This is a genomic window from Candidatus Chlorobium masyuteum, from assembly GCF_011601315.1.
GTDB classification, from domain to species: Bacteria; Bacteroidota; Chlorobiia; order Chlorobiales; family Chlorobiaceae; genus Chlorobium; species Chlorobium masyuteum.
In genome coordinates this window covers 552,241-571,451 of sequence record NZ_JAAORA010000001.1, presented here as the reverse complement: position 1 = coordinate 571,451, position 19,211 = coordinate 552,241, and the positions used below count along the sequence as shown (strand labels likewise).

Sequence of the window (19,211 nt, the reverse complement as noted above, 5' to 3'; positions counted from 1 at the left end):
TGTTTATTTCATCAGTTCCCTGGATCGAAGCGCTGCTGCTGCAACGGTTTCCATAAGAGTTGTCCGGATGTTCTGTTCATCCATCACCTTCAACCCGGCCTCCGTAGTGCCGCCGGGTGTTGTTACCTCCCGTTTGAGCTCTTCCGGGCTTTTATCTCCCGAGAGCACCATTTTGGCGGCTCCAAGCATGGTTTGTGCGCTCAGGATACGGGCTTCATTTTCCGTAAGGCCGCATGCAGCTCCTCCTGCTGCAAGTGCATCAAGAATATGGAACATATAGGCCGGGCCGCTTCCGGAGAGCGCAGTTGCCGCATCCATTTGTGTCTCGTCAAGTACAGCTACCCGTCCGATGGCGCTGAAGATCTCACAGGCAAGGGCAACATCCAGGTCTGAGGCCATTTTTCCTCTGCTGACGGCCGTCATCCCTTCACCAACAAATGCCGGAGTATTGGGCATGACCCGGATAACTTTTGTGGTGTCAAGAGCACTGTTTCTGATGAATTCAGAGGATATGCCCGCAGCCACACTGATCAGCAGATGATCCTGGCCGAGCGCCGGTTTCAGCACTCCGACCACCTCTGCAATCTGATATGGTTTGACGGCAAGGATGATTACCCTTGAGCACTGCGCAAGCTCCTCAATCGAGTGGCATGGTTTAACCGGATAGTCGGCGGCAATGGAGGCCAGGGCAGCAGGCTCCCTGTCATAACCGGAAATAACGGTATCGGCTTTTTCGCTGAGACCGGCAATCAGCGCACGGGCAATTCTTCCTGTTCCGATGAATCCGAGATGAAGGCTGTTCATTGAGTGAGCTATTTATTTGTCTGTATTGTCTATCGCTATGTACATGTTTTCAGTGAATTTTCCACTCCGGTGCCGGAGCTCTTCGACTCTCATCGGTAGCGCAGTTTCAAAAAAAGAATGATCATGAGCAGAATGAGGGAGATGCTGTTGGCGGCAATCATCGGCAGGTCGTTTTTTGCAATGCCGTAGAGGAGCCAGAGTACAATACCGGTATTCATTGCAAGAGCCCAAAGAAGGCTGATGTCGCGTGTTCGACGGGTGCTGAAAATCCTGAAAGCCTGGGGAAGAAATGCCAGGGTGGTAATGATGCCGGCAGCATAGCCGAGATATTCAGAGTGTTGCATCATTGTTTTTACGTGCTATAAGCTTATTTGTCTTTGTTTAACAAAATAAGCAGGGGATGTGACAATACCGAGCCATTGATTCGAATGATTTCTTTTTTAACCGTAGTGACGCCCGGACATAAAAAAAGGCAGGAGATTATCCCGCCTTTTTTTATCTGAATGTTCTTATCGAGCTTACTTCGATGCCGAGACCATGTAGGCTACTGCATCGCCAATCTGTACATCGGTCAGCTTGGCATTGCCGCCCTTCGGAGGCATCATGCCAACAGCACCCTTGAATCCCTTGGTGGCATTGGAGACCAGAACTGCATTGCCTTTTTTGATACGCGGTGCCCAGTTTGCCTTGTCGCCGAGTTTAGGCGCACCCATCAGACCGGCAAGGTGGCAGGTTTTGCAGCTGGCATCATACGTAGCTTTGCCTGCTGCAGCATTGGCAGCAAAGGCATCAGAAGAGCTTACAGCAAAAACAACGAGCGAACAAAGGGCCGCAGAGATAATACGAGACATAGAGGTTACTCCTTTTTATTGTTTTCGGGGTTGTTATGGGATGATATGCTGTTGTGTGCGTGTAGACACAAACCTTTATTAATACGATTAAAACACAAGCTATCCAAATATCGGCAGGAAAATCATCCTGTAGATATGGTAATAGTGCCGGTTCTCTGTAATATTGCCGCAAAAATAGAGCGGGAGCCGTTGAGTTTGGCTCCTGCTGTGGAGAAAATGAGGAAGAGTTCCTACTTTGATGCCGAGACCATGTAGGCTACTGCATCGGCGATCTGCATGTCGGTAAGCTTCAGGTTTCCACCTTTTGCCGGCATGACGCCGACTTTTCCCTTGAAGCCCTTGGTGGAGTTGGAGACGAGCACTGCATTGCCTTTTTTAATGCGCGGTGCCCAGTTTGCCTTGTCACCGAGTTTTGGCGCACCCATCAGGCCGGTTTTGTGGCAGGTCACACAGCTCGCATCGTAAACGGTTTTTCCGGTAGTAACGTTGGCCGCAGAAGCTTCAATAGCACTGAAGGTAAAAACAGCGAGTGCACAGAGTGTGGCTAATATAATACGGGACATAAAATACTCCTTTAGAATTAGAGACAGGTTGTTGTGTGCAAGCATGCATACTTCATGAGTATTACAATTAAAATACCAGCTATCCTAATTATTGCCAATTAAAAAAAGGAGCCTGTGCGACAGGCTCCCTCTGCAGTGAAAAATGGATTACACGCTTACTTTGATACTTCAACAAGATAGGCGACAATGCTCTTTATCTCGTCATCGGTAAGGGTTGAACCCCCTTTTGCCGGCATCATGCCGACCTTGCCCTGGAACCCTTTGATGGCATTGCTTTCAACAGTTGCGATTCCCTGTGCAATGCGGGGCGCCCAGTTGGCCTTGTCGCCGGGCTTCGGTGCACCCATCAAGGCTGCATCGTGGCATGAGGCACAGCTTGCGTCATAGAGGGTTTTTGCCGCAGCAAACTTGGGATCAACCGGAGCTGCGGGAGCAGCAGGAGCGGCCGGAGCGGCTGGAGCCGGTGCCGGAGCAGCGGCGGTTTTATCTTCAGGGAAGACGATTTTTGCCGGTGGTTTTTCAAGTCCACAGGCGCCGAGAGTAAAGAGGCTTACGGTCAAAAGCGGCAGGAGTGGTTTCATGGTCATGATAGTATCGGATTAACGTTGTAGAGCCGGATGAGCTGCTGAAAATATAGGGACAGTTTAAAAATTATTCAGCGTAAGGCAAAATGGTATTTTCCAATCTGTTTGCAGCCAGTTGATGCTTGAGGTCGTGGCGTGAGAGGCCGTAGAGATGCGTGTAGAACATGTTGAAGAGCATGACCGCAGCTTTGGCGGAAGGAGCGGCAAAGCCTCTTGTTACCGAGTTTTTAATGGTGAATATTTTTCGGGTCAGGGTGGAGTAGCTCTCGACAAACGCTTCAAGATCGATGTTTTTTGGCCGGTAGAGCATCTCCTGACCAAAGGTGTATCGGAAGGCCGTGATGTCGCGGGGGTCGAAGAGCAGTCGCCCCTCCTCTCTCAACCGTTCAAAAACCCTGGTACCGGGAGTGGGTCGCAGAATATTGATACCGGGGACGTCAAGCCCTGTTTCCCTGATAAAATCAAGTATAGCGGCAGGGGTTTCAAGTGTATCGCCATCAAGCCCGTAAATAAAACTGCCATAAAGGCTTATGCCTGCCTCCCTGATGTTCTTGATTGCTCCTGCAAGCTCTGTGCTCCTGTTCTGATTTTTTTTGTGTGCGCTTCGGCTTTTTGCTTCAATGCTCTCGATGCCGACAAGCAGTGCGCGGCAACCTGAGCGGGCGAAGGTCTCAAGCAGCTCATGCTGCTGGCCGAGTGTAGTTGTTGCCTGTCCGAACCAGCTGATTTTAAGGGGGGCAAGCTGGTGAAAGAGCTCCCGGGCATAGGCGGGATCGGCATTGATGGAGTCGTCGACAAAAAAGAAAATCCTGCGGTCATACTTCTGAAAGCGGGCGACTTCACTGACAATGTCGCTGATTGCCCTTCGGCGGAGTGTGTGGCCGTTGAGGACATGCACATTGCAGAAATCACAACTGTGCGGGCACCCTCTTCCGGTCTGGATCAGGTTGGTCGTGAAGTAGCGGCCTGGAACCAAGGAGGCTTTACTGACCGGTCTTGCAATACTCATATCCGGAAAACTTCCGGAGTAGTAGTCGGGCTTCAGGCATCCTGACTTGAGGTCGGTGAGTACCTCTTTCCACAGGTCGTCGGCCTCTCCGTGTACCAGCAGATCCGCATGCGGCCTGCATGAATCAGGAAAGAGTGTTACATGGGCTCCGCCAAGCGCTACAGGGGTTCCCTCTCTGCGAAGCCGGTCGGCAAGATCAAACGCCTGCCGTGCCATTCCGGTCTGAACGCTGAGCCCGACAAGATCCCAGCTTTCATGAAACGGAAACGCTTCAAAGCGCATGTCGCAGATAGATTGTTCTACACCCGGGACTTCAATTGAGCTGAGGATCATGAGTGAGAGCGGAGGAATAGCGAACTGGCTTTTCTTGATAAGGGTTCTCAGTGAACCGTTGAACCAGGTGGTGAGCGGATTACTGCGGTTCTCGCTGTAAAGCGATCGGGCACCGTCAACTCCGCTTTCGGAAGGAAGAAAAACCAGCAGAACTTTTTTATGTGCAGCCATGGTGCTACCAGTCCCGGTTGTTGCGGCTCTCCTCTGCAGGAGCTTTGCTGCTCCGGGGAATTTGCCGCATCAGTGAGGATTCATCCTGCTGAGCTTTTTCGAGAATGCGCGACGCCACATCGCTACCGATTCCTGAATCAGGGTGCGCATTGGCCGGATTTCCGGAACCGGAAGAGGGTTGCGGAGGAGGACTCTCCAGTTCCTGAAGGTATCGTTGCACTATTTCATAGTTGATTTTTGCATCACCGTCATCCGGATCAACGAGAAGCACAGATTTGAAGCGGGCAAGTGAACGTCGGAACAGCGCTGTTTTTTGTGTTTTTTCTCTTGTGTTGATTGCGTTCATTGCCAGCGCGTTGCCTTCATTGAAAAGCGATTTGCTGGCTGTGGCCTGTTGTTGCGGTGTATAGGCAGCTTTGTGAGCAAAGAGGGATGCGGCTTCACGGTATTTTCCCTGCATGTAGAGGGAGCAGGCCAGATTGTATCGTGAAGATGCCGCTCCTTTCGGTTCACGGCCACTCTGCAGGAGCATGCGAAAAGCGGTTTCCGCACGGCTGTAGGCATGCGCGTTATAGAGGGCATCGGCTTTGAGTTTCAGACGGTACTCGCTGAACATCTCCGGAATGGAAGAGGTGAAGGTAACAAACAGAAAAAGTACGGAAAGTCTGATCATGGCCGGAGTGCTTTTTCTAAAGATACGAGCATGAACTGAAACTCAAAAAGGTTTGGGCAGCGCGCATAATATGCCTGGAGGTGGCACTATATTTTGCGCATTATAAACAGCAAAGCCCTGAGTATTCAGGGCTCTGCTGTTAACTCTTTGACCTGTCATTTACCGAGAAAAGCCTGCTGAACAGCCTTGACCCCGGCTCCGATCTCAAAATCAAAGTTTATCTCCTTCAGTGCCCTCTCCAGGCCGCCGATAACCGTCAGCATGTCGAGCTCGTCATAGTAGCCGAGATGGGAGATACGGAAAATTTTCCCCTTGAACTCATCCTGACCAGCCGCAACCGTAATGCCGTTGCTGTTTTTCAGCGCCTTGTTGAATGCCGACCATGCAACTCCTTCAGGGAGCCAGACCGGAGTAACGGCAAACGAGGGTGAGTTGCTGAAAAGCTTCATGCCAAGAGCATTGCAACCCTGACGGCAGGCGTTAGCAAGGCTTTCGTGGCGTTTCCAGATATTTTCAATGCCTTCTGCCCGAACCATCTGCAGTGCTTCATCGAGGCCGATTACCAGCGAAACCGCAGGAGTGAAGGGTGTGTCGTCATCGGCATGGGCCTTGAGTGCTTTTTTGAGGCTCAGGTAGAACTGGGGTATCTCTTTCTGACCATTGATGATATCCTGGGCCCTTTCAGAGATGGCGATAAGGGCGAGTCCGGGAGGCATCATAAGCCCTTTCTGTGATCCGGTGATGCAGATATCCACACCCCAGTCATCAAAATGGAACTCATGGGCACCAACAGCGGTAATACCGTCTACGAGCACAAGGGCATCAGAGTTTTCGCGAATGAGTGCGCTGAGACTTTTGATATCAGCTGCCGTTCCGGTTGATGTTTCCGAATGGGTCAGGCAGACCCCTTTGGCATCCGGGTGCTCTTTAAGCAGTTCGGCAAGGCGTTCAGGCTGAATGGCGGAACCCCATTCAACTTTTTCCTCTATGCAGTTGCCGGTAAAGATACGCACCAGTGAACCCCAGCGTTCGCCGAACTTGCCGGCATTGACGGTGATAACCTTGTCACCCTTTTTGAAGAGGCTTGAGATAGCGGCTTCCATGCCGCCGGTGCCGGAACAGCTCAGCACAACAACAGGCTGGCTGGTTCTGAAGAGATACTTGAGATCCTCATGAACCCTGGTCAGAATCTCCATGAACTCAGGATTTCTGTGATGGATAATCGGAGCGGCCATGCGAAGCATGACATTTTCAGGAACCGGCGTCGGTCCCGGAGTAAATAATCTTTTTTTCATCTCTTCAGAAAATGGGTTTTATAATTAAAGAGATCCTGCAATGTCAGTTTTTCGCCTGATCCATCAGCGAGGTAAACTCCCCGAACAGATAGTGCGAATCGTGTGGTCCCGGAGCGGCTTCCGGATGGTACTGCACGGAAAAGCAGGGGAGTGTTTTATGCTTTACCCCTTCAACCGTATGATCGTAGAGGTTGAGATGGGTCATTTCAAGATCTTCGGGAAGTGACTCCATGTTTACCGAGAAGCCGTGGTTCTGTGACGTTATCTCTATCTGGCGGCTTTTGAGATTTTTAACCGGATGGTTGCTGCCGTGATGGCCGAACTTGAGCTTGTAGGTTTCAGCGCCGAACGCGAGCGAGAGAAGCTGGTGGCCAAGGCAGATGCCGAAGATCGGCAGAGGCTTTGTTGAGCGGTTGTACTCAACCAGTTTTTTGATGGTCTCTATTGCATAGCCTACAGCTGCAGGATCACCGGGGCCGTTCGAGAGAAATACCCCGTCAGCGTTGAGCCTGATGATCTCTTCAGCCGGAGTTCCGGCCTTGAGTACTGTTACCCGGCACCCCGAATTCCGGAGCATGCGCAGAATATTGGTTTTGATGCCGTAATCAATTGCGGCTACATGGTATCGGGCATCGGCTTTTTCAAGCGTGTAGTTTTCGACTGTTGTGACGGTTTTGACCAGATCCTGTCCGCTCATTTCAGGAGTGCTCAGGGCTTTCTGACGGAGACTTTCGTTGTCGCTGTCCAGAGCGGAGATAACCCCTCTCATTGCCCCTTTTTCACGGATTTCGCGAACAAGCTTGCGGGTATCAATCCCGGAAAGCCCCATAATTCCTGCTCTCTTGAGTGCGGAGTCCAGAGATTCGGTCGCTTCAAAGTTACTGTGGACATTGGAGAGCTCACGGATAATAAAGGCCGAGGCCCACATTTTCGATGACTCATTATCGGAGATATTGATGCCGTAGTTGCCTATAAGTGGATAGGTCATCAGTACCATCTGGCCGGTATAGGATGGGTCGGTAAGAATTTCCTGGTACCCGGTCAGCGATGTATTGAAAACCACCTCTCCGGATGTCTCTCCGATATGGCCGAATGCTGTTCCGCAATAGACAGATCCGTTTTCCAGTACCAATTTTGCTGGAGTTGGCTGCATTATTCTGCTCATTCCTTGGTCGTAAGTTTATCGCCCGAATCCTGTGCTTCAATATTGGCAACAGCAGTACGGTCGAACTTGATTTTAGTGGTTTCGTTCACCTGCACCAGTACAGTCTTTTTATCGCTGTCGATTCCGGCAACCGTACCGTGAATACCGCCTATGGTGACAACCTTGTCTCCTCTTTTCAGGCTGTCCAGAACCTTCTCCTTCTCTTTCTGTTTTTTCTGCTGCGGACGGATCATGAAAAAGTAGAAGACAACAAAAATAAGCACCATCGGAACAATCTGCAGGAAGGGATTCGGTGCAGGGCCGCCGGCAGGAGGCGCAAAAAGAAGCAGAGCGAGAATACTGTTATGCATGGTTATATCGTGATATGGATAAAAAATCGTTACAGCTTTAATTTGTGAGCAATAATGTAATGTATTTATGGAACTATTTCAATCACAGCTTCGGTCTGCCGGAGCTGAAGCTGGCGAAGGGCGCAATGTTGTACAGCCGTTCGGCTTTCATGCCCCGTGAGAGTTTTACTCCGGCCAGTGTGGCGATCATGGCGGCATTGTCAGTCGAGTAAACGGCACCGGGCAGATAGAGCGTGAAGCCCTCTTTCTTGCAGGCAGCGAGCATCATTGCTCTGAGTCCCGAGTTGGCACTTACGCCTCCGGCGATTGAGATCTCTTTTATGCCCCGGGAGCGTGCTGCGGCAATGGTTTTTTCAACCAGTACACTGACGATAGCCCACTGAATGGAGGCCGCAATGTTCTGTATGTTTGCTGTTATGAATTCCGGTTTCTGTTTCTGCAGAAAGGTGAGGACCGAGGTTTTCAGGCCGGAAAAGCTGAAATCGAAATTGCCGTCGTAACTTTTACTGGTCTGTGACCGGGAGGTGAGCGCTCTGGGGAACTCATGGAATTTCGGATCACCCACTTTTGCCAGCCGGTCTATCTCCGGGCCGGCCGGGTAGGGGAGCCCGAGCATCTTGCCGGTTTTGTCGAAGGCCTCTCCGGCAGCATCATCAAGCGTTCTGCCAATAACCTCATAAGAGAGGTCCTGCTCTATTACCGACAGCAGCGTGTGACCTCCAGAGACCGTCAGGGAGATAAAAGCCCCTTCGGGTGCGCGATGAGAGGCGCCTTCATCAATAAACGGGGAGAACATGTGCGCCTCAATATGGTTGACCGGGATGAAGGGTACTCCGAGTGCCCATGCGAGACCCTGGGCAAAACAGAGCCCTACCATGACGGCACCGATAAGGCCGGGTCCTGCCGTGGCGGCTATGACATCAAGCTCTTTTTTTGTTATATTTGCTTCGGTTATTGCAGCATCGGCAATCGAGACGATAAGCCGTTCGTGCTCTCTCGAAGCGAGTTCCGGCACCACACCCCCAAAGCTTGTGTGACACCGCTGAGAACTGACGACATTGGAGGCGACCCTGCCGTCACAGATAACGGATGCCGAGGTTTCATCACAACTGGTTTCGATACCTAAAATTTTCATGGACTGATTTTTTCTGTAGAGCTATGGCCAAAGCTAACAAACCCGAGAATAATAGCAAACCGCATGTCAAGGTAAGTTTTCTCCATGTTCTGATTATACTTGTCGGTGCAGATCTGATCCTGCTCTTTGCTCCCGAAGTTGGTATCTGGAACAGTCTCAGTTACCTTTCTGATCTCTACTCCTGGTCTGCGCTGATCGGCGGTCTGCTCTTGATTCTATTCGGCCTAAGGGGTTTTATCAAAAAGAGGTGATGCTCCGGATTGCATGGGGAGGGTAACATCGATTTGAGCGGCTTGCGGCGATCAGCGGCATGCCGTTATTTCAAAGAAAATGAACGATGGAGATGCTATGCAGTATGCGGTAGAACTGGAGGAACTGGGCAGGCAGATTACGGAGGCCTCCCGTTTTCTTGAAAAGGCAGAGGAACAGCTTTCGCGCCGGATTATCGGTCAGAAGGAGGTTATCCAGCGAGTCTTCATTGCCCTCCTGGTTAATGGTCATATCCTGCTTGAAGGGGTACCGGGTCTTGCCAAGACGCTCATTATCAGAACCTTTGCTGCCGCCATGAATCTGAAGTTCCAGCGGATCCAGTTTACTCCCGACATGCTTCCCGCCGATCTTATCGGAACCATGATCTACAATCCGAAAGACATGGAGTTCTATCCCCGCAAAGGGCCGGTTTTTGCCAATGTCATTCTCGCCGACGAAATCAACCGTTCACCGGCCAAGGTGCAGTCTGCCCTGCTTGAGGCGATGCAGGAGCATCAGGTTACCATCGGCAATCAGACCTTTCCCCTTCAGGAGCCCTTTATGGTGCTGGCTACCCAGAACCCTATCGAGCATGAAGGGACCTATCTTTTGCCGGAGGCGCAGGTAGACCGGTTTATGATGAAGGTGCTGGTCGATTATCCATCCTACGATGAAGAGCTTGAGATTATGCTGCAGTCGGCCACAACCGCGACAGACAAGGAGATTACGGCGGTCGTGCAGCCGGATGATATTGCAAAGGCAAGAGGACTGATTGACCGTATCTATGTTGATCCGAGGGTACAGCGCTACATTGTTGATCTTGTTGTTGCCACCAGAAAACCGGCACTCTACGGTATGGAATCGCTTGAGACCATGATCGAGTACGGCGCATCTCCCAGAGCATCGATCTTTCTTCTGCTTGCTTCCAAGGCGCACGCCTTTTTGCAGAATCGGCCATATATAACCCCTGAGGATGTCAAGGCAATCGCCTATGATACCCTTCGCCATCGCATAAGGCCGGGATATGAAGCCGAAGCCGACAATATTCGTTCAGACGATATTATCCGTCAGATTCTCCAGCATGTGCAGGTGCCATGAGCGCTATGGAAAACAGTGAAGAGTACCTGAAGGAGCTTCAGAAACTCATACGGCGAGTTGAAATCCGTTCGAAGCGCATGGCCAGCGAGCTCTTCAGCGGCGAGTATCACTCCTCGTTCAAGGGCAAAGGGATCGAGTTCAGTAATGTCCGTGAATATCAGTATGGTGATGATGTCCGGGCCATTGACTGGAACACCTCCGCCCGCAAACATGAACTCTATGTCAAGCTCTTTACCGAAGAGCGGGAACGAACCCTTCTGCTTGTTGTTGACGGTTCGGCATCAATGCAGTTCGGCAGCCGGGAGCGCAGCAAAAAAGCGCTTGCCCTTGAGCTCAGCGCCGTACTTGCTTTCAGTGCCATACAGAACAACGATAAGGTAGGCCTTCTTGTTTTTACCGACCGGGTGGAAACCTTTATTGCCCCCCGCAAAGGTCGCCAGCATGTTCTGGTTATTCTTGAAGAGCTTTTCCGCTTCAAGCCCCTGAGTCGCAAGACCGATATCAACGCCGCTCTCATCTTTATCCGCTACGCGCTCAGAAGGCAGTCGATTATTTTTCTTCTGACCGATCTGGTTGACAACGACTATGAAAAAGGGATGAAGCAGCTCAATACCCGTCACGACTTTGTGCTGGTCCATCTGAGTGACCCGCTTGACAAAGCGCTGCCGCTCAGCGCTCTGCTTGATCTCGAAGAGCCGGAGACAGGCCTGCGTCTCACCCTGGACGGGGGGAGCCGCCGCAAGATCGAGCGTTACCGCAGTGAGCAGTCGAGAGTGTATGAAGAGCTTCGCCAGCGGCTCCGGCGCATGCGCATTGACTCGATTTTTCTCGATACCGACCGCTCTTTCATTGGTGAACTGAACTCGTTTTTCCGGTATCGTGAACGCAAGGTGTGAATGGTTTCGGACCGGAGCATGCAGCCTGATTTTATTTCTGCTGTTTGCCTTTGCTCTGCCGGTTCCGCTCCGGGCGGTTGAAGGCCCGCTCTATCAGGGAGTCCGGGTGACGGTTGTGCCCGACACGGTACTCGTTGGCGACCGTATCCGCTGTATTATCAGGGTGCAGCACGCTGAGCGCGAGGTTGCCTCGCTTGAAGGACTTGACCCGGCTTCAAAACCGCAGTTCGAACTGATCTCCCTCCAGCGCGCCTCCTCCCTGCTCTCCACTCCGGGTAGCGGCAGAGAGCGTTTTGAACTCGATCTTGCTCTTTTCGGAAGCGGCAGGCAGCTTCTTCCGCCTTTAACCGTTGTCCTGCGCGACAGCGAAGGGCGCATTTCCCGAAAGGTTGTCTATAGAGCGACGATTCCGGTTTTTGTCAAGGCGCTTACCGACTCTTCGATGCGCGAACTCAGGCCCATCAAACCTCCGGAAAAACCTTCGATTCCCTTTTTTCTGATACTTCCCTTTATTTTACTCCTCTTCGGCATTGCGGTTGTCGTTCTGGTGCTGCTCTTTCTCGTAAAACGGGCAGTGCGCAAGAGTGCCGAAACGGTTGATCCCGGTCAGGTTGCCCGGCGCAAGCTTCGCAAACTCGGCTCCAGGCTCTCTGCCGGAATGCCGCCACCGGAGTGCTATGAAGAGCTGAGCAACATCATGCGCTCCTTCCTTGAAAACCACTACCGCATCAGGGCACTCGAAGCGGTCACGCAGGAGATTGAGCGCGATTTGAAAAAGCTTGGTGTTGCCGGTTTTGAGAGCATCATGAGTCTTCTCAAACAGGCCGATCTGGTCAAGTTTGCCGGCCGCCGTCCCGATATTGAGGAGTCCCGCAACTCCCTCCAGAAAGCCGAAGAGGTTATCCGCTCCGCCCGACCTGCTGAGGATTCGGGTTTTGGCGTGTAGATTGTGTGTTCTGATACTGAACAGAGCAGGATAGATCCGGAGGGATTTCAGGGCGTGATTTTGCATCATTGAGATAAAACAAGTGGCTATGCAGGAGTGGATCGCACGAATACCCGCTATTGAGCTGGCAGCACCATGGTGGCTGCTGCTCCTGCCGTTGCTTGCTCTGCTTGCATGGGTCAGGGTACGGCGCGACCGGCTTGGCAAGAATCCGGTGATACTCTTCCCCGGTCTTGAACGGCTTCGGGATTCCGGATTTGAAGCAAGAAGGGAGCTGCGCCATCTGCCGCAATGGCTGCGCTGGAGCGCTCTTGTGCTCTGTGTGTTTGCCCTTGCAGGTCCCCGCATGGTTGTCCGCCAGACTGAAGCCGAGGCGCGGGGTATTGATGTGATGCTGGCGCTTGATATTTCGGAGTCGATGCTGCAGAAGGATGGTTCCAATAGAAGCCGTCTTGATGCAGCCAGGGAGGTTGCCCGCAAATTTGTTCTCCGCCGTTCCAGCGACCGGATCGGCCTTGTGGTTTTTCGGGGCAAGGGGTATACGCAGTGCCCGCTTACAATCGATCATGATGTGCTTGCGATGCTGATTGATCATATCTCCCCGCTGGTGATACAGGACGAGGGGACAGCCATCGGGAGCGCAATTCTCATCGCAACCAACCGCTTCAAGGGATCAACGTCACTGCAGAAGGTTATCATCCTGATTACCGATGGAGAGAACAACACCGGAGATGTCGGGCCGGCTACAGCGGCAACTCTTGCTGCACAGAACGGCATCAGGATATATGTAGTCAATGCCGGATTTAAAAGCACAGGGAGTGCAGGGAATCTTTCAGCTGAAAGCAGTGCGCATGCCGCCATAGATGAAGCGTCACTCCGGGGGATTGCCCGGACTACCGGAGGAGGCTATTTCAGGGCGGAAGATCCTTCGGTACTTGATAACACCATCAAAACTATCGGACGCCTCGAAACAGCCCGTCATGCAGGAGCCCCGGTCGAGCACCGGACAGGGTTGTTTTTTCTGTTGCTTTTTCCGGCGGTTCTGCTGCTTGTTCTTGAGGTACTTCTGTCCAACACAAGACTGATGCGAATACCGTGATGCTTATGGACACCGCTCTACATCTACTCCGTTTCGCCCCCCCGGGGCCTGAGCGGCAATCGATCCCGACAAGCGGATCCGTTGTCTGTTTTACCTGTTATCGTACCGACTGTCGGAGAGGAGCGAACCTATGACCTTTGCCTGGCCTGAAAATATCGTTTACCTGCTGCTTTTGATTCCTCTGGCCGTATTTCTCGGCTATGGAGCTATTCGCCATTTTCAGCTCCGAGAAGTTGTTGTCGCACCATCTCTGGCAGATGCGATGATGTCCGGTGTCGGGTTCAGGGTGATTGTTGTTAAAAAGGTGATGATTTTTTTTGGTATTGCCTCTCTGCTCGCAGCCCTTACCGGCCCCAGGCTTTCAGGCGGCGGGCGGCCGATCTTGCGAAAAGGGGCTGATATGGTTTTTTTGATTGATGTCTCCCGCAGCATGAGGGCGGCTGATGTTCAGCCTGACCGGCTTACGCAGGCGAAATTTGAAATATCAAGGATAAGCCGTGCTGTAACAGGGGGCAGGAGGGCAATTATTCTTTTTGCTGCAAAACCTCTTGTGCAGTGCCCGCTTACCGCTGACATGGATGCCTTTGAAGCACTTCTCGGTATGGCTTCACCCGATCTTATCGAGGCACAGGGAACCGATTTCCGTTCAGCGCTTGAACTTGCTCACAACATTCTTGAGCCTTCATCGGAAAGCAGGCTTGCATCCGCTGCGAAAGGTGAAAAAATTATGGTGCTTCTCAGCGATGGAGAGGATCACGCCGGCGATCTTCCTGCCGCGGCAAACCGCATAAAAAAAGGAAGGATCCATGTTTTTGCAATCGGGGTGGGCTTGCTCCGTCCAGCGGTGATTCCTCTTGGAGAGGGCGGAGCAGGGCTCAAGATGGATGAACGCGGTCGTGTTGTTACGACCAGCTTCAGGCCGGAAACGCTTCAGAATCTTGCCCGTCAATCCGGGGGATTTTATTTCCACAGCCTTGCTGAGCGGCCGGTTTACACCGGGGTCTCCGCAAGGATAAACCGCATTGCAGCGGCATCGCGCTGGGTGATGGAGCCGGTTGAAAGCGAACCGCTCTACTACTACTTTCTCGGTTTCGGCCTGTTACTGCTTCTGGTCGAAACCATGATCGGCAGGGGAGGGCGCACTTCGACTCAAAAATCGTAAAGAAGCGATGATGCGAACAGAGAGGTGAGGATCACTTGAGAAAAAATTGTTACATTCCTCATGTACGCAGGTGGCGGCACCGTTCTTGATTGCGGTACCCGGCACTGTTTTTTCAGACAAAAACAGGTATGTCTATGGAGCAGCAGAACACCGGTCAGAAAGTTCTCGACCCTCTTGAACGGGCCAAGCTTGGTTTGAAAGTTTTAACCATGCCCTACTCGCAGGCTGAAGAGGTTATTGATGCCTATGTCAGCGAAGGTAATTATGATAAGGCGAGTGTGGATTTGTTTAAAGATCAGGTCGCTACGCAGCGCCACATCCAGGAAAAAAGCGCAGAACTGCTCTCAACCAGTTCTCAGATTATCCGGATCGTTGCCGGCGCTTTTATTAAAAATCTTCCGAAACAGGGTGATGAGGGCAGTGCTGCCAGCTCCTGAACGTCGGAAAAGAGAGGTGAACGCAAGCACAATGGTTATTGATGGTCGCGACAGCTTACGGTGTCGCGGCCTTTTTTTTGTTATGAGCCTTCGAACAGGGGTTGCATGATTAACTTTTTTTGCTTTTACATTGTTATAGAGTAAGCAGTTCGCATGAACCGTAAACAAAAATAACCGTTCGAACCATGCAGTTTGATCCCAATAAATTCACCCTGAAGGCTCAGGAGGCATTACAGGCTGCGGGTACCCTTGCCGGTAGTCGCCAGCATCAACAGATAGAGCCTGAACATCTGCTTCACAGCATGCTTGACGATAAAAGCAGTATTGCTGTTCAGATTGCGCAGAAACTCGAAGTTTCTTCCGATAATCTTCTTCTGGCACTTGACCGTGAAATCGAGCGGATTCCGAGGGTAACGGGAGCATCGGCTACCGGCCAGTATCTCTCACAGAATCTTGGCAAGGTGTTTGACGTAGCCCTGAAAGAGGCCGAGAATCTGAAGGATGAGTATATCAGTTCGGAGCATCTGCTGATTGCCATGAGCGAAGCTTCGCTTAATGTTTCACGTATGCTTCAGGACGCAGGCATCAACCGTAACGCTATTCTCAAGGTGCTGACAACCATCAGGGGCTCTCAAAGGGTTACCAGTCAGAGCGCCGAGGATAGCTATAATTCCTTGAAAAAATATTCCCGCAACCTCAACGACCAGGCCCGAAAGGGCAAGCTTGATCCGGTGATCGGCCGTGATGAGGAGATCCGCAGGGTACTCCAGATTCTCAGCCGCCGTACCAAGAACAACCCGGTGCTGATCGGTGATCCGGGGGTCGGCAAGACAGCACTGGTCGAGGGCATCGCCCAGCGTATTGTGGCTGGTGATGTGCCTGAAAACCTCAAAAGCAAACAGATCGCCGCGCTTGATATCGCCCAGCTTGTTGCCGGAGCAAAGTTTCGCGGAGAGTTCGAGGAGCGTCTGAAAGCGGTCGTGAAAGAGGTTCAGGCTGCTGAAGGCGAGGTTATACTTTTTATTGATGAGATCCATCTCCTTGTCGGCGCGGGTTCTGCCGAGGGCTCCATGGATGCGGCCAATATTCTGAAACCCGCTCTCGCACGCGGAGAACTTCGCTGTATCGGCGCCACTACCCTTGATGAGTACCGCAAGCATATTGAAAAGGATGCCGCACTTGAGCGCCGCTTTCAGACCGTGCTGGTTGATCAGCCGAGCGTAGAGGATACGGTCTCCATTCTTCGGGGCCTCAAGGAGAAGTATGAGATCCATCACGGTGTGCGCATCAAGGATGCAGCTATAGTCGCGGCCGCAGAACTCTCCAACCGCTATATTTCCGACCGTTTCCTGCCCGACAAGGCCATCGATCTGATCGATGAGGCATCTTCAAGGCTCCGCCTCGAAATAGACAGCAGCCCCGAAGAGCTCGACCGGGTAAACCGCGAAATCCGCCGCCTCGAAATCGAACGCGAAGCCCTGAAGCGCGAGCTCGAAGCAGGCGGGATATAGTTGGCAAGCAGGAATGAGATTCCTCGCTCCGCTCGGAATGACAAGAGGGGGAGGTTGTCATCCCGAACTGAAAAGAGGGATCTATCCGGGAGATCGAGCCGAATTTTGAATTGAGAGCTTAATTACCCCAACACAGTCATGAGTCGGGACAGACCTTATTGCGTCTATATCCTTACCAATCGCACAAACAAGGTTATGTATGTCGGCATGACCAATGATTTGGTGCGCAGGGTTCGTGAACACAAGAGCCGGATGATTGATGGTTTTACGAAAAAATATAATGTGGATAAACTGGTCTATTTTGAAGAGACAACTGATGTGCTGAGTGCAATAGCCAGAGAAAAAGAGATAAAAAAATGGAGAAGAGAAAAGAAAGACCTGTTGGATGCGACTCTGAACCCTGAGTGGAAAGATCTCGGTCATGATGGTGTCTGGTAGCCAACACTTTTGTTGCCAACAATAATGCTGGTAACAAAAGTGCTTTTTTTTGTCATTTCGGATGCAAGGAGAGATCTATTCTGGCGTCAGATTGAAATAATAAGTCAGGATTCCTCGCTGCGCCCGGAATGACACAGAGGGAGTCTCAGAGTTACACAGAGGGAGTTGTCATCACGAACTGAAAGGAGGGATCTGATCCTGGAGAGCTTTGTTTATGTTGTGCGTGAAGGAATGGGATTCCTCACTGCGTTCGGAATGACACTTTGGGCAGGGGATGCATGACACCATAGGGTGTGTTTTCCTGGTAGGTGATTTATTGGGGTGAAAATCGTACATTGCAGAATTGTACGTCATTGTAAAGATTTCTACTGTTTGATTTTATTAAATATGAAAACTGTACAGCCATGATGAAGTTGATAAAGGTTTTTGCTCTGGCTTTTATGCTCGCGGGTACGCTTGTTTCGACGGCTGAGGCAGGGTGGGATCCGGCGAATGCGGAGAAGGCGAAAGAGTCGGTTGACTATTTCCGGAAAAATGCTCCTGCATTGAATCGTTTTTTTGAGCAGGCCTACGGATATGCGGTTTTTCCGGATGTCTTCAAAGGGGGGCTTTTCATGTTAGGAGGCGGGCATGGAAAGGGATATGTCTATGAGCAGAACAATCTTGTAGGAAATTCAACCATTACCCAGATCAATGTAGGGCCGCAGCTTGGAGGCCAGTCCTTTTCAGAGATTATTTTTTTCAAGGGGAAGGAGGATCTGGAGAGTTTTAAAAAAGGTAATTATGAGATGAATGCCCAGGTTGCCGCAATTATTGTCTCTACGGGCATGGCTACCAATACTGATTTTTCAAATGGCGTAGCGGTTTTTGTCCTTCCAAAGGCCGGAGTAATGGCGGAAGCGACCGTAGGCGGGCAGAAATTTTCCTATCAGTCCTACTGACGAGGTTTTTATAAGAGAGAATGATCGCCCGGCTTTTTTACCGGCGTTGTTCATTAACGTTAATTGTTGCAATGAAGTATGAATTAGTGGTGGGCCTTGAGGTCCATTGTCAGCTCAACACAGAGAGCAAGGCATTTTGCGGCTGTTCAGCAAAGTTCGGGAAACCGGCAAACACCAATGTCTGCCCGGTCTGTCTGGCTTTGCCGGGTGCTCTTCCGGTACTTAACCGTCAGGTGGTTGAAGATGCCGTGAAGCTCGGAATTGCAACGGGATGCACGATTGCACCTCACTCCGTGCTTGCCCGGAAAAACTATTTTTATCCCGATCTGCCGAAAGGGTACCAGATTTCGCAGTTTGAGGAGCCGATCTGCAGTGAGGGGAGTGTTCAGATTGATGCCGGTGAAGGGCGCAAGGATATCAGGCTGATAAGAATTCATATTGAGGAGGATGCCGGCAAGTCGATTCATGATATCGGAGACGATACCTACATCGATCTCAACCGGAGCGGAGTTCCGCTGCTTGAAATCGTCAGCTATCCGGATATGCGCACTCCGAGGGAGGCTTCGGCCTATCTTCAGATAATCCGGCAGATTGTCAAGTATCTCGGCATTTCGGATGGCAATATGGAGGAGGGAAGCCTTCGTTGCGATGCCAATGTGTCCCTTCGCCCTCTGGGTGCAACGGAGTATGGCACCCGTACCGAGATCAAGAATATGAACTCCTTCAAGAATGTAGAAAAGGCTATCGAGTACGAGGCTGAACGCCACCGGGAGATTCTCGATGGCGGCGGTGTTATTGTGCAGGAGACCCGCCTCTGGGATGCCGACAAGGGCGAAACCCGTTCGATGAGGGGCAAGGAGTTTGCCCATGACTACCGTTATTTTCCTGATCCTGATCTGGTTCCGGTGTTGGTTGACCAGGAGCTGCTTGACCGGATGAAGAGCGAGCTTCCGGAGTTTCCCGAGGTTCGTGCTGCCCGTTTTGTAACGGAGTATGCCATTCCGGCTTATGATGCCGCCGTGCTGACCGTTGAGCGGGAGGTGGCTGACTATTATGAAGAGACGGTCAGGGTGTCGGGAGACGGCAAGGCATCCTCAAACTGGGTGATGGGCGAGGTGCTGCGAACCCTTAAGGAGAAGTATCTGGATATTTCCGAGTTTGCCATCTCTTCCGAACGGCTTGGTGGGCTTATCGCGCTTATTGGCAAGGGTACCATCAGTAACACGATTGCCAAACAGGTGTTTGAGCTGATGCAGCAGAATGGACTCTCTTCTTTGGAGATTGTTGAACGTGAAGGGCTTGCGCAGGTCTCGGATTCAGGGGCAATCGAAGCGGTTGTCCAGGAGATTCTTGATGCCAACCCCGGTCAGCTTGCCGCCTATCGCGAGGGAAAGACCAAGCTGCTCGGATTTTTTGTCGGGCAGTGCATGAGCAGGATGAAAGGCAAAGCTAATCCCCAGATGGTCAATGAGGTGCTGCTGAAAAAGCTCGAAGGGTGAGC

22 protein-coding genes are annotated in these 19,211 nt (G+C 51.6%); 11 read left to right on the top strand and 11 right to left on the bottom strand.

Going from position 1 to position 19,211, the window contains the following annotated elements; all coding sequences use genetic code 11:
* Positions 1 to 3 precede the first annotated feature (3 nt).
* The 11 genes from proC to tsaD all read right to left on the bottom strand — a co-directional run bounded on the left by proC (position 4) and on the right by tsaD (position 8,933).
* Positions 4 to 804 (bottom strand): pyrroline-5-carboxylate reductase, encoded by an 801-nt coding sequence (proC, locus tag G9409_RS02650; RefSeq protein ID WP_006367152.1) that lies wholly within the window; start codon positions 802 to 804, stop codon positions 4 to 6.
* A gap of 89 nt (positions 805 to 893) precedes the next feature.
* Positions 894 to 1,151, bottom strand: coding sequence for a SemiSWEET transporter (locus tag G9409_RS02645; protein WP_006367151.1), 258 nt, complete (start codon positions 1,149 to 1,151; stop codon positions 894 to 896).
* Between the two features lie 171 nt (positions 1,152 to 1,322).
* Positions 1,323 to 1,655 (bottom strand): c-type cytochrome, encoded by a 333-nt coding sequence (locus G9409_RS02640; protein ID WP_166807277.1) that lies wholly within the window; start codon positions 1,653 to 1,655, stop codon positions 1,323 to 1,325.
* Between the two features lie 230 nt (positions 1,656 to 1,885).
* Positions 1,886 to 2,218 carry a c-type cytochrome gene (locus G9409_RS02635; RefSeq protein WP_166807276.1) on the bottom strand — a complete coding sequence of 111 codons (333 nt, stop codon included), beginning with the start codon at positions 2,216 to 2,218 and terminating at the stop codon, positions 1,886 to 1,888.
* Positions 2,219 to 2,373: 155 nt separating this feature from the next.
* Positions 2,374 to 2,799, bottom strand: coding sequence for a c-type cytochrome (locus G9409_RS02630; RefSeq protein ID WP_166807459.1), 426 nt, complete (start codon positions 2,797 to 2,799; stop codon positions 2,374 to 2,376).
* Positions 2,800 to 2,869: 70 nt separating this feature from the next.
* Positions 2,870 to 4,315 (bottom strand): B12-binding domain-containing radical SAM protein, encoded by a 1,446-nt coding sequence (locus tag G9409_RS02625; RefSeq protein ID WP_166807275.1) that lies wholly within the window; start codon positions 4,313 to 4,315, stop codon positions 2,870 to 2,872.
* Positions 4,316 to 4,319: 4 nt separating this feature from the next.
* Complete coding sequence (locus G9409_RS02620; protein WP_166807274.1) at positions 4,320 to 4,988, bottom strand: tetratricopeptide repeat protein; 669 nt, start codon at positions 4,986 to 4,988, stop codon at positions 4,320 to 4,322.
* 155 nt (positions 4,989 to 5,143) lie between these two features.
* A complete protein-coding gene (locus G9409_RS02615; protein ID WP_166807273.1) occupies positions 5,144 to 6,283 on the bottom strand; it encodes a pyridoxal-phosphate-dependent aminotransferase family protein in 1,140 nt (379 codons plus the stop codon).
* A gap of 43 nt (positions 6,284 to 6,326) precedes the next feature.
* Complete coding sequence (gene carA / locus G9409_RS02610; protein WP_166807272.1) at positions 6,327 to 7,436, bottom strand: glutamine-hydrolyzing carbamoyl-phosphate synthase small subunit; 1,110 nt, start codon at positions 7,434 to 7,436, stop codon at positions 6,327 to 6,329.
* Between the two features lie 8 nt (positions 7,437 to 7,444).
* Positions 7,445 to 7,798 carry a preprotein translocase subunit YajC gene (gene yajC, locus G9409_RS02605; protein ID WP_166807271.1) on the bottom strand — a complete coding sequence of 118 codons (354 nt, stop codon included), beginning with the start codon at positions 7,796 to 7,798 and terminating at the stop codon, positions 7,445 to 7,447.
* 82 nt (positions 7,799 to 7,880) lie between these two features.
* Positions 7,881 to 8,933 carry a tRNA (adenosine(37)-N6)-threonylcarbamoyltransferase complex transferase subunit TsaD gene (gene tsaD, locus G9409_RS02600; RefSeq protein WP_166807270.1) on the bottom strand — a complete coding sequence of 351 codons (1,053 nt, stop codon included), beginning with the start codon at positions 8,931 to 8,933 and terminating at the stop codon, positions 7,881 to 7,883.
* Between the two features lie 23 nt (positions 8,934 to 8,956).
* Between tsaD and G9409_RS02595 the strand changes: the two genes are divergently transcribed.
* From G9409_RS02595 to gatB, 11 genes are all read left to right on the top strand, one after another.
* Entirely contained in the window at positions 8,957 to 9,184 is a 228-nt protein-coding gene (locus G9409_RS02595; protein WP_166807269.1) for a hypothetical protein, read from the top strand.
* 97 nt (positions 9,185 to 9,281) lie between these two features.
* Complete coding sequence (locus tag G9409_RS02590; protein WP_006367113.1) at positions 9,282 to 10,280, top strand: AAA family ATPase; 999 nt, start codon at positions 9,282 to 9,284, stop codon at positions 10,278 to 10,280.
* Positions 10,281 to 10,285: 5 nt separating this feature from the next.
* Positions 10,286 to 11,176: a DUF58 domain-containing protein gene (locus tag G9409_RS02585; RefSeq protein WP_166807458.1), complete on the top strand. Its 891-nt coding sequence runs from the start codon at positions 10,286 to 10,288 to the stop codon at positions 11,174 to 11,176.
* Positions 11,160 to 12,122: a hypothetical protein gene (locus tag G9409_RS02580; RefSeq protein ID WP_166807268.1), complete on the top strand. Its 963-nt coding sequence runs from the start codon at positions 11,160 to 11,162 to the stop codon at positions 12,120 to 12,122. The genes G9409_RS02585 and G9409_RS02580 overlap by 17 nt, the downstream gene beginning before the upstream one ends.
* 88 nt (positions 12,123 to 12,210) lie before the next feature.
* Positions 12,211 to 13,221: a VWA domain-containing protein gene (locus tag G9409_RS02575; RefSeq protein WP_166807267.1), complete on the top strand. Its 1,011-nt coding sequence runs from the start codon at positions 12,211 to 12,213 to the stop codon at positions 13,219 to 13,221.
* Positions 13,222 to 13,351: 130 nt separating this feature from the next.
* Positions 13,352 to 14,383, top strand: coding sequence for a VWA domain-containing protein (locus G9409_RS02570; RefSeq protein ID WP_166807266.1), 1,032 nt, complete (start codon positions 13,352 to 13,354; stop codon positions 14,381 to 14,383).
* Positions 14,384 to 14,517: 134 nt separating this feature from the next.
* Positions 14,518 to 14,820, top strand: a complete 303-nt coding sequence (locus G9409_RS02565) for a hypothetical protein (protein WP_040433686.1) — start codon at positions 14,518 to 14,520, stop codon at positions 14,818 to 14,820.
* Positions 14,821 to 15,005: 185 nt separating this feature from the next.
* On the top strand, positions 15,006 to 16,331 hold the full coding sequence (locus G9409_RS02560; protein ID WP_006367107.1) for a Clp protease N-terminal domain-containing protein: 1,326 nt from the start codon (positions 15,006 to 15,008) through the stop codon (positions 16,329 to 16,331).
* Positions 16,332 to 16,469: 138 nt separating this feature from the next.
* Positions 16,470 to 16,769 (top strand): GIY-YIG nuclease family protein, encoded by a 300-nt coding sequence (locus G9409_RS02555; RefSeq protein WP_166807265.1) that lies wholly within the window; start codon positions 16,470 to 16,472, stop codon positions 16,767 to 16,769.
* 404 nt (positions 16,770 to 17,173) lie between these two features.
* A complete protein-coding gene (locus tag G9409_RS02550) occupies positions 17,174 to 17,710 on the top strand; it encodes a lipid-binding SYLF domain-containing protein (protein ID WP_166807264.1) in 537 nt (178 codons plus the stop codon).
* A gap of 71 nt (positions 17,711 to 17,781) precedes the next feature.
* A complete protein-coding gene (gene gatB / locus G9409_RS02545; protein WP_166807263.1) occupies positions 17,782 to 19,209 on the top strand; it encodes an Asp-tRNA(Asn)/Glu-tRNA(Gln) amidotransferase subunit GatB in 1,428 nt (475 codons plus the stop codon).
* Positions 19,210 to 19,211: the final 2 nt, after the last annotated feature.

What these genes read in the sequence shown, in the direction of transcription:
- proC (WP_006367152.1), bottom strand. Translation starts at nt 804, where the DNA reads ATGAACAGCCTTCATCTCGGATTCATCGGAACAGGAAGAATTGCCCGT.
- G9409_RS02645 (WP_006367151.1), bottom strand. Translation starts at nt 1,151, where the DNA reads ATGATGCAACACTCTGAATATCTCGGCTATGCTGCCGGCATCATTACC.
- G9409_RS02640 (WP_166807277.1), bottom strand. Translation starts at nt 1,655, where the DNA reads ATGTCTCGTATTATCTCTGCGGCCCTTTGTTCGCTCGTTGTTTTTGCT.
- G9409_RS02635 (WP_166807276.1), bottom strand. Translation starts at nt 2,218, where the DNA reads ATGTCCCGTATTATATTAGCCACACTCTGTGCACTCGCTGTTTTTACC.
- G9409_RS02630 (WP_166807459.1), bottom strand. Translation starts at nt 2,799, where the DNA reads ATGAAACCACTCCTGCCGCTTTTGACCGTAAGCCTCTTTACTCTCGGC.
- G9409_RS02625 (WP_166807275.1), bottom strand. Translation starts at nt 4,315, where the DNA reads ATGGCTGCACATAAAAAAGTTCTGCTGGTTTTTCTTCCTTCCGAAAGC.
- G9409_RS02620 (WP_166807274.1), bottom strand. Translation starts at nt 4,988, where the DNA reads ATGATCAGACTTTCCGTACTTTTTCTGTTTGTTACCTTCACCTCTTCC.
- G9409_RS02615 (WP_166807273.1), bottom strand. Translation starts at nt 6,283, where the DNA reads ATGAAAAAAAGATTATTTACTCCGGGACCGACGCCGGTTCCTGAAAAT.
- carA (WP_166807272.1), bottom strand. Translation starts at nt 7,436, where the DNA reads ATGCAGCCAACTCCAGCAAAATTGGTACTGGAAAACGGATCTGTCTAT.
- yajC (WP_166807271.1), bottom strand. Translation starts at nt 7,798, where the DNA reads ATGCATAACAGTATTCTCGCTCTGCTTCTTTTTGCGCCTCCTGCCGGC.
- tsaD (WP_166807270.1), bottom strand. Translation starts at nt 8,933, where the DNA reads ATGAAAATTTTAGGTATCGAAACCAGTTGTGATGAAACCTCGGCATCC.
- G9409_RS02595 (WP_166807269.1), top strand. Translation starts at nt 8,957, where the DNA reads ATGGCCAAAGCTAACAAACCCGAGAATAATAGCAAACCGCATGTCAAG.
- G9409_RS02590 (WP_006367113.1), top strand. Translation starts at nt 9,282, where the DNA reads ATGCAGTATGCGGTAGAACTGGAGGAACTGGGCAGGCAGATTACGGAG.
- G9409_RS02585 (WP_166807458.1), top strand. Translation starts at nt 10,286, where the DNA reads ATGGAAAACAGTGAAGAGTACCTGAAGGAGCTTCAGAAACTCATACGG.
- G9409_RS02575 (WP_166807267.1), top strand. Translation starts at nt 12,211, where the DNA reads ATGCAGGAGTGGATCGCACGAATACCCGCTATTGAGCTGGCAGCACCA.
- G9409_RS02570 (WP_166807266.1), top strand. Translation starts at nt 13,352, where the DNA reads ATGACCTTTGCCTGGCCTGAAAATATCGTTTACCTGCTGCTTTTGATT.
- G9409_RS02565 (WP_040433686.1), top strand. Translation starts at nt 14,518, where the DNA reads ATGGAGCAGCAGAACACCGGTCAGAAAGTTCTCGACCCTCTTGAACGG.
- G9409_RS02560 (WP_006367107.1), top strand. Translation starts at nt 15,006, where the DNA reads ATGCAGTTTGATCCCAATAAATTCACCCTGAAGGCTCAGGAGGCATTA.
- G9409_RS02555 (WP_166807265.1), top strand. Translation starts at nt 16,470, where the DNA reads ATGAGTCGGGACAGACCTTATTGCGTCTATATCCTTACCAATCGCACA.
- G9409_RS02550 (WP_166807264.1), top strand. Translation starts at nt 17,174, where the DNA reads ATGATGAAGTTGATAAAGGTTTTTGCTCTGGCTTTTATGCTCGCGGGT.
- gatB (WP_166807263.1), top strand. Translation starts at nt 17,782, where the DNA reads ATGAAGTATGAATTAGTGGTGGGCCTTGAGGTCCATTGTCAGCTCAAC.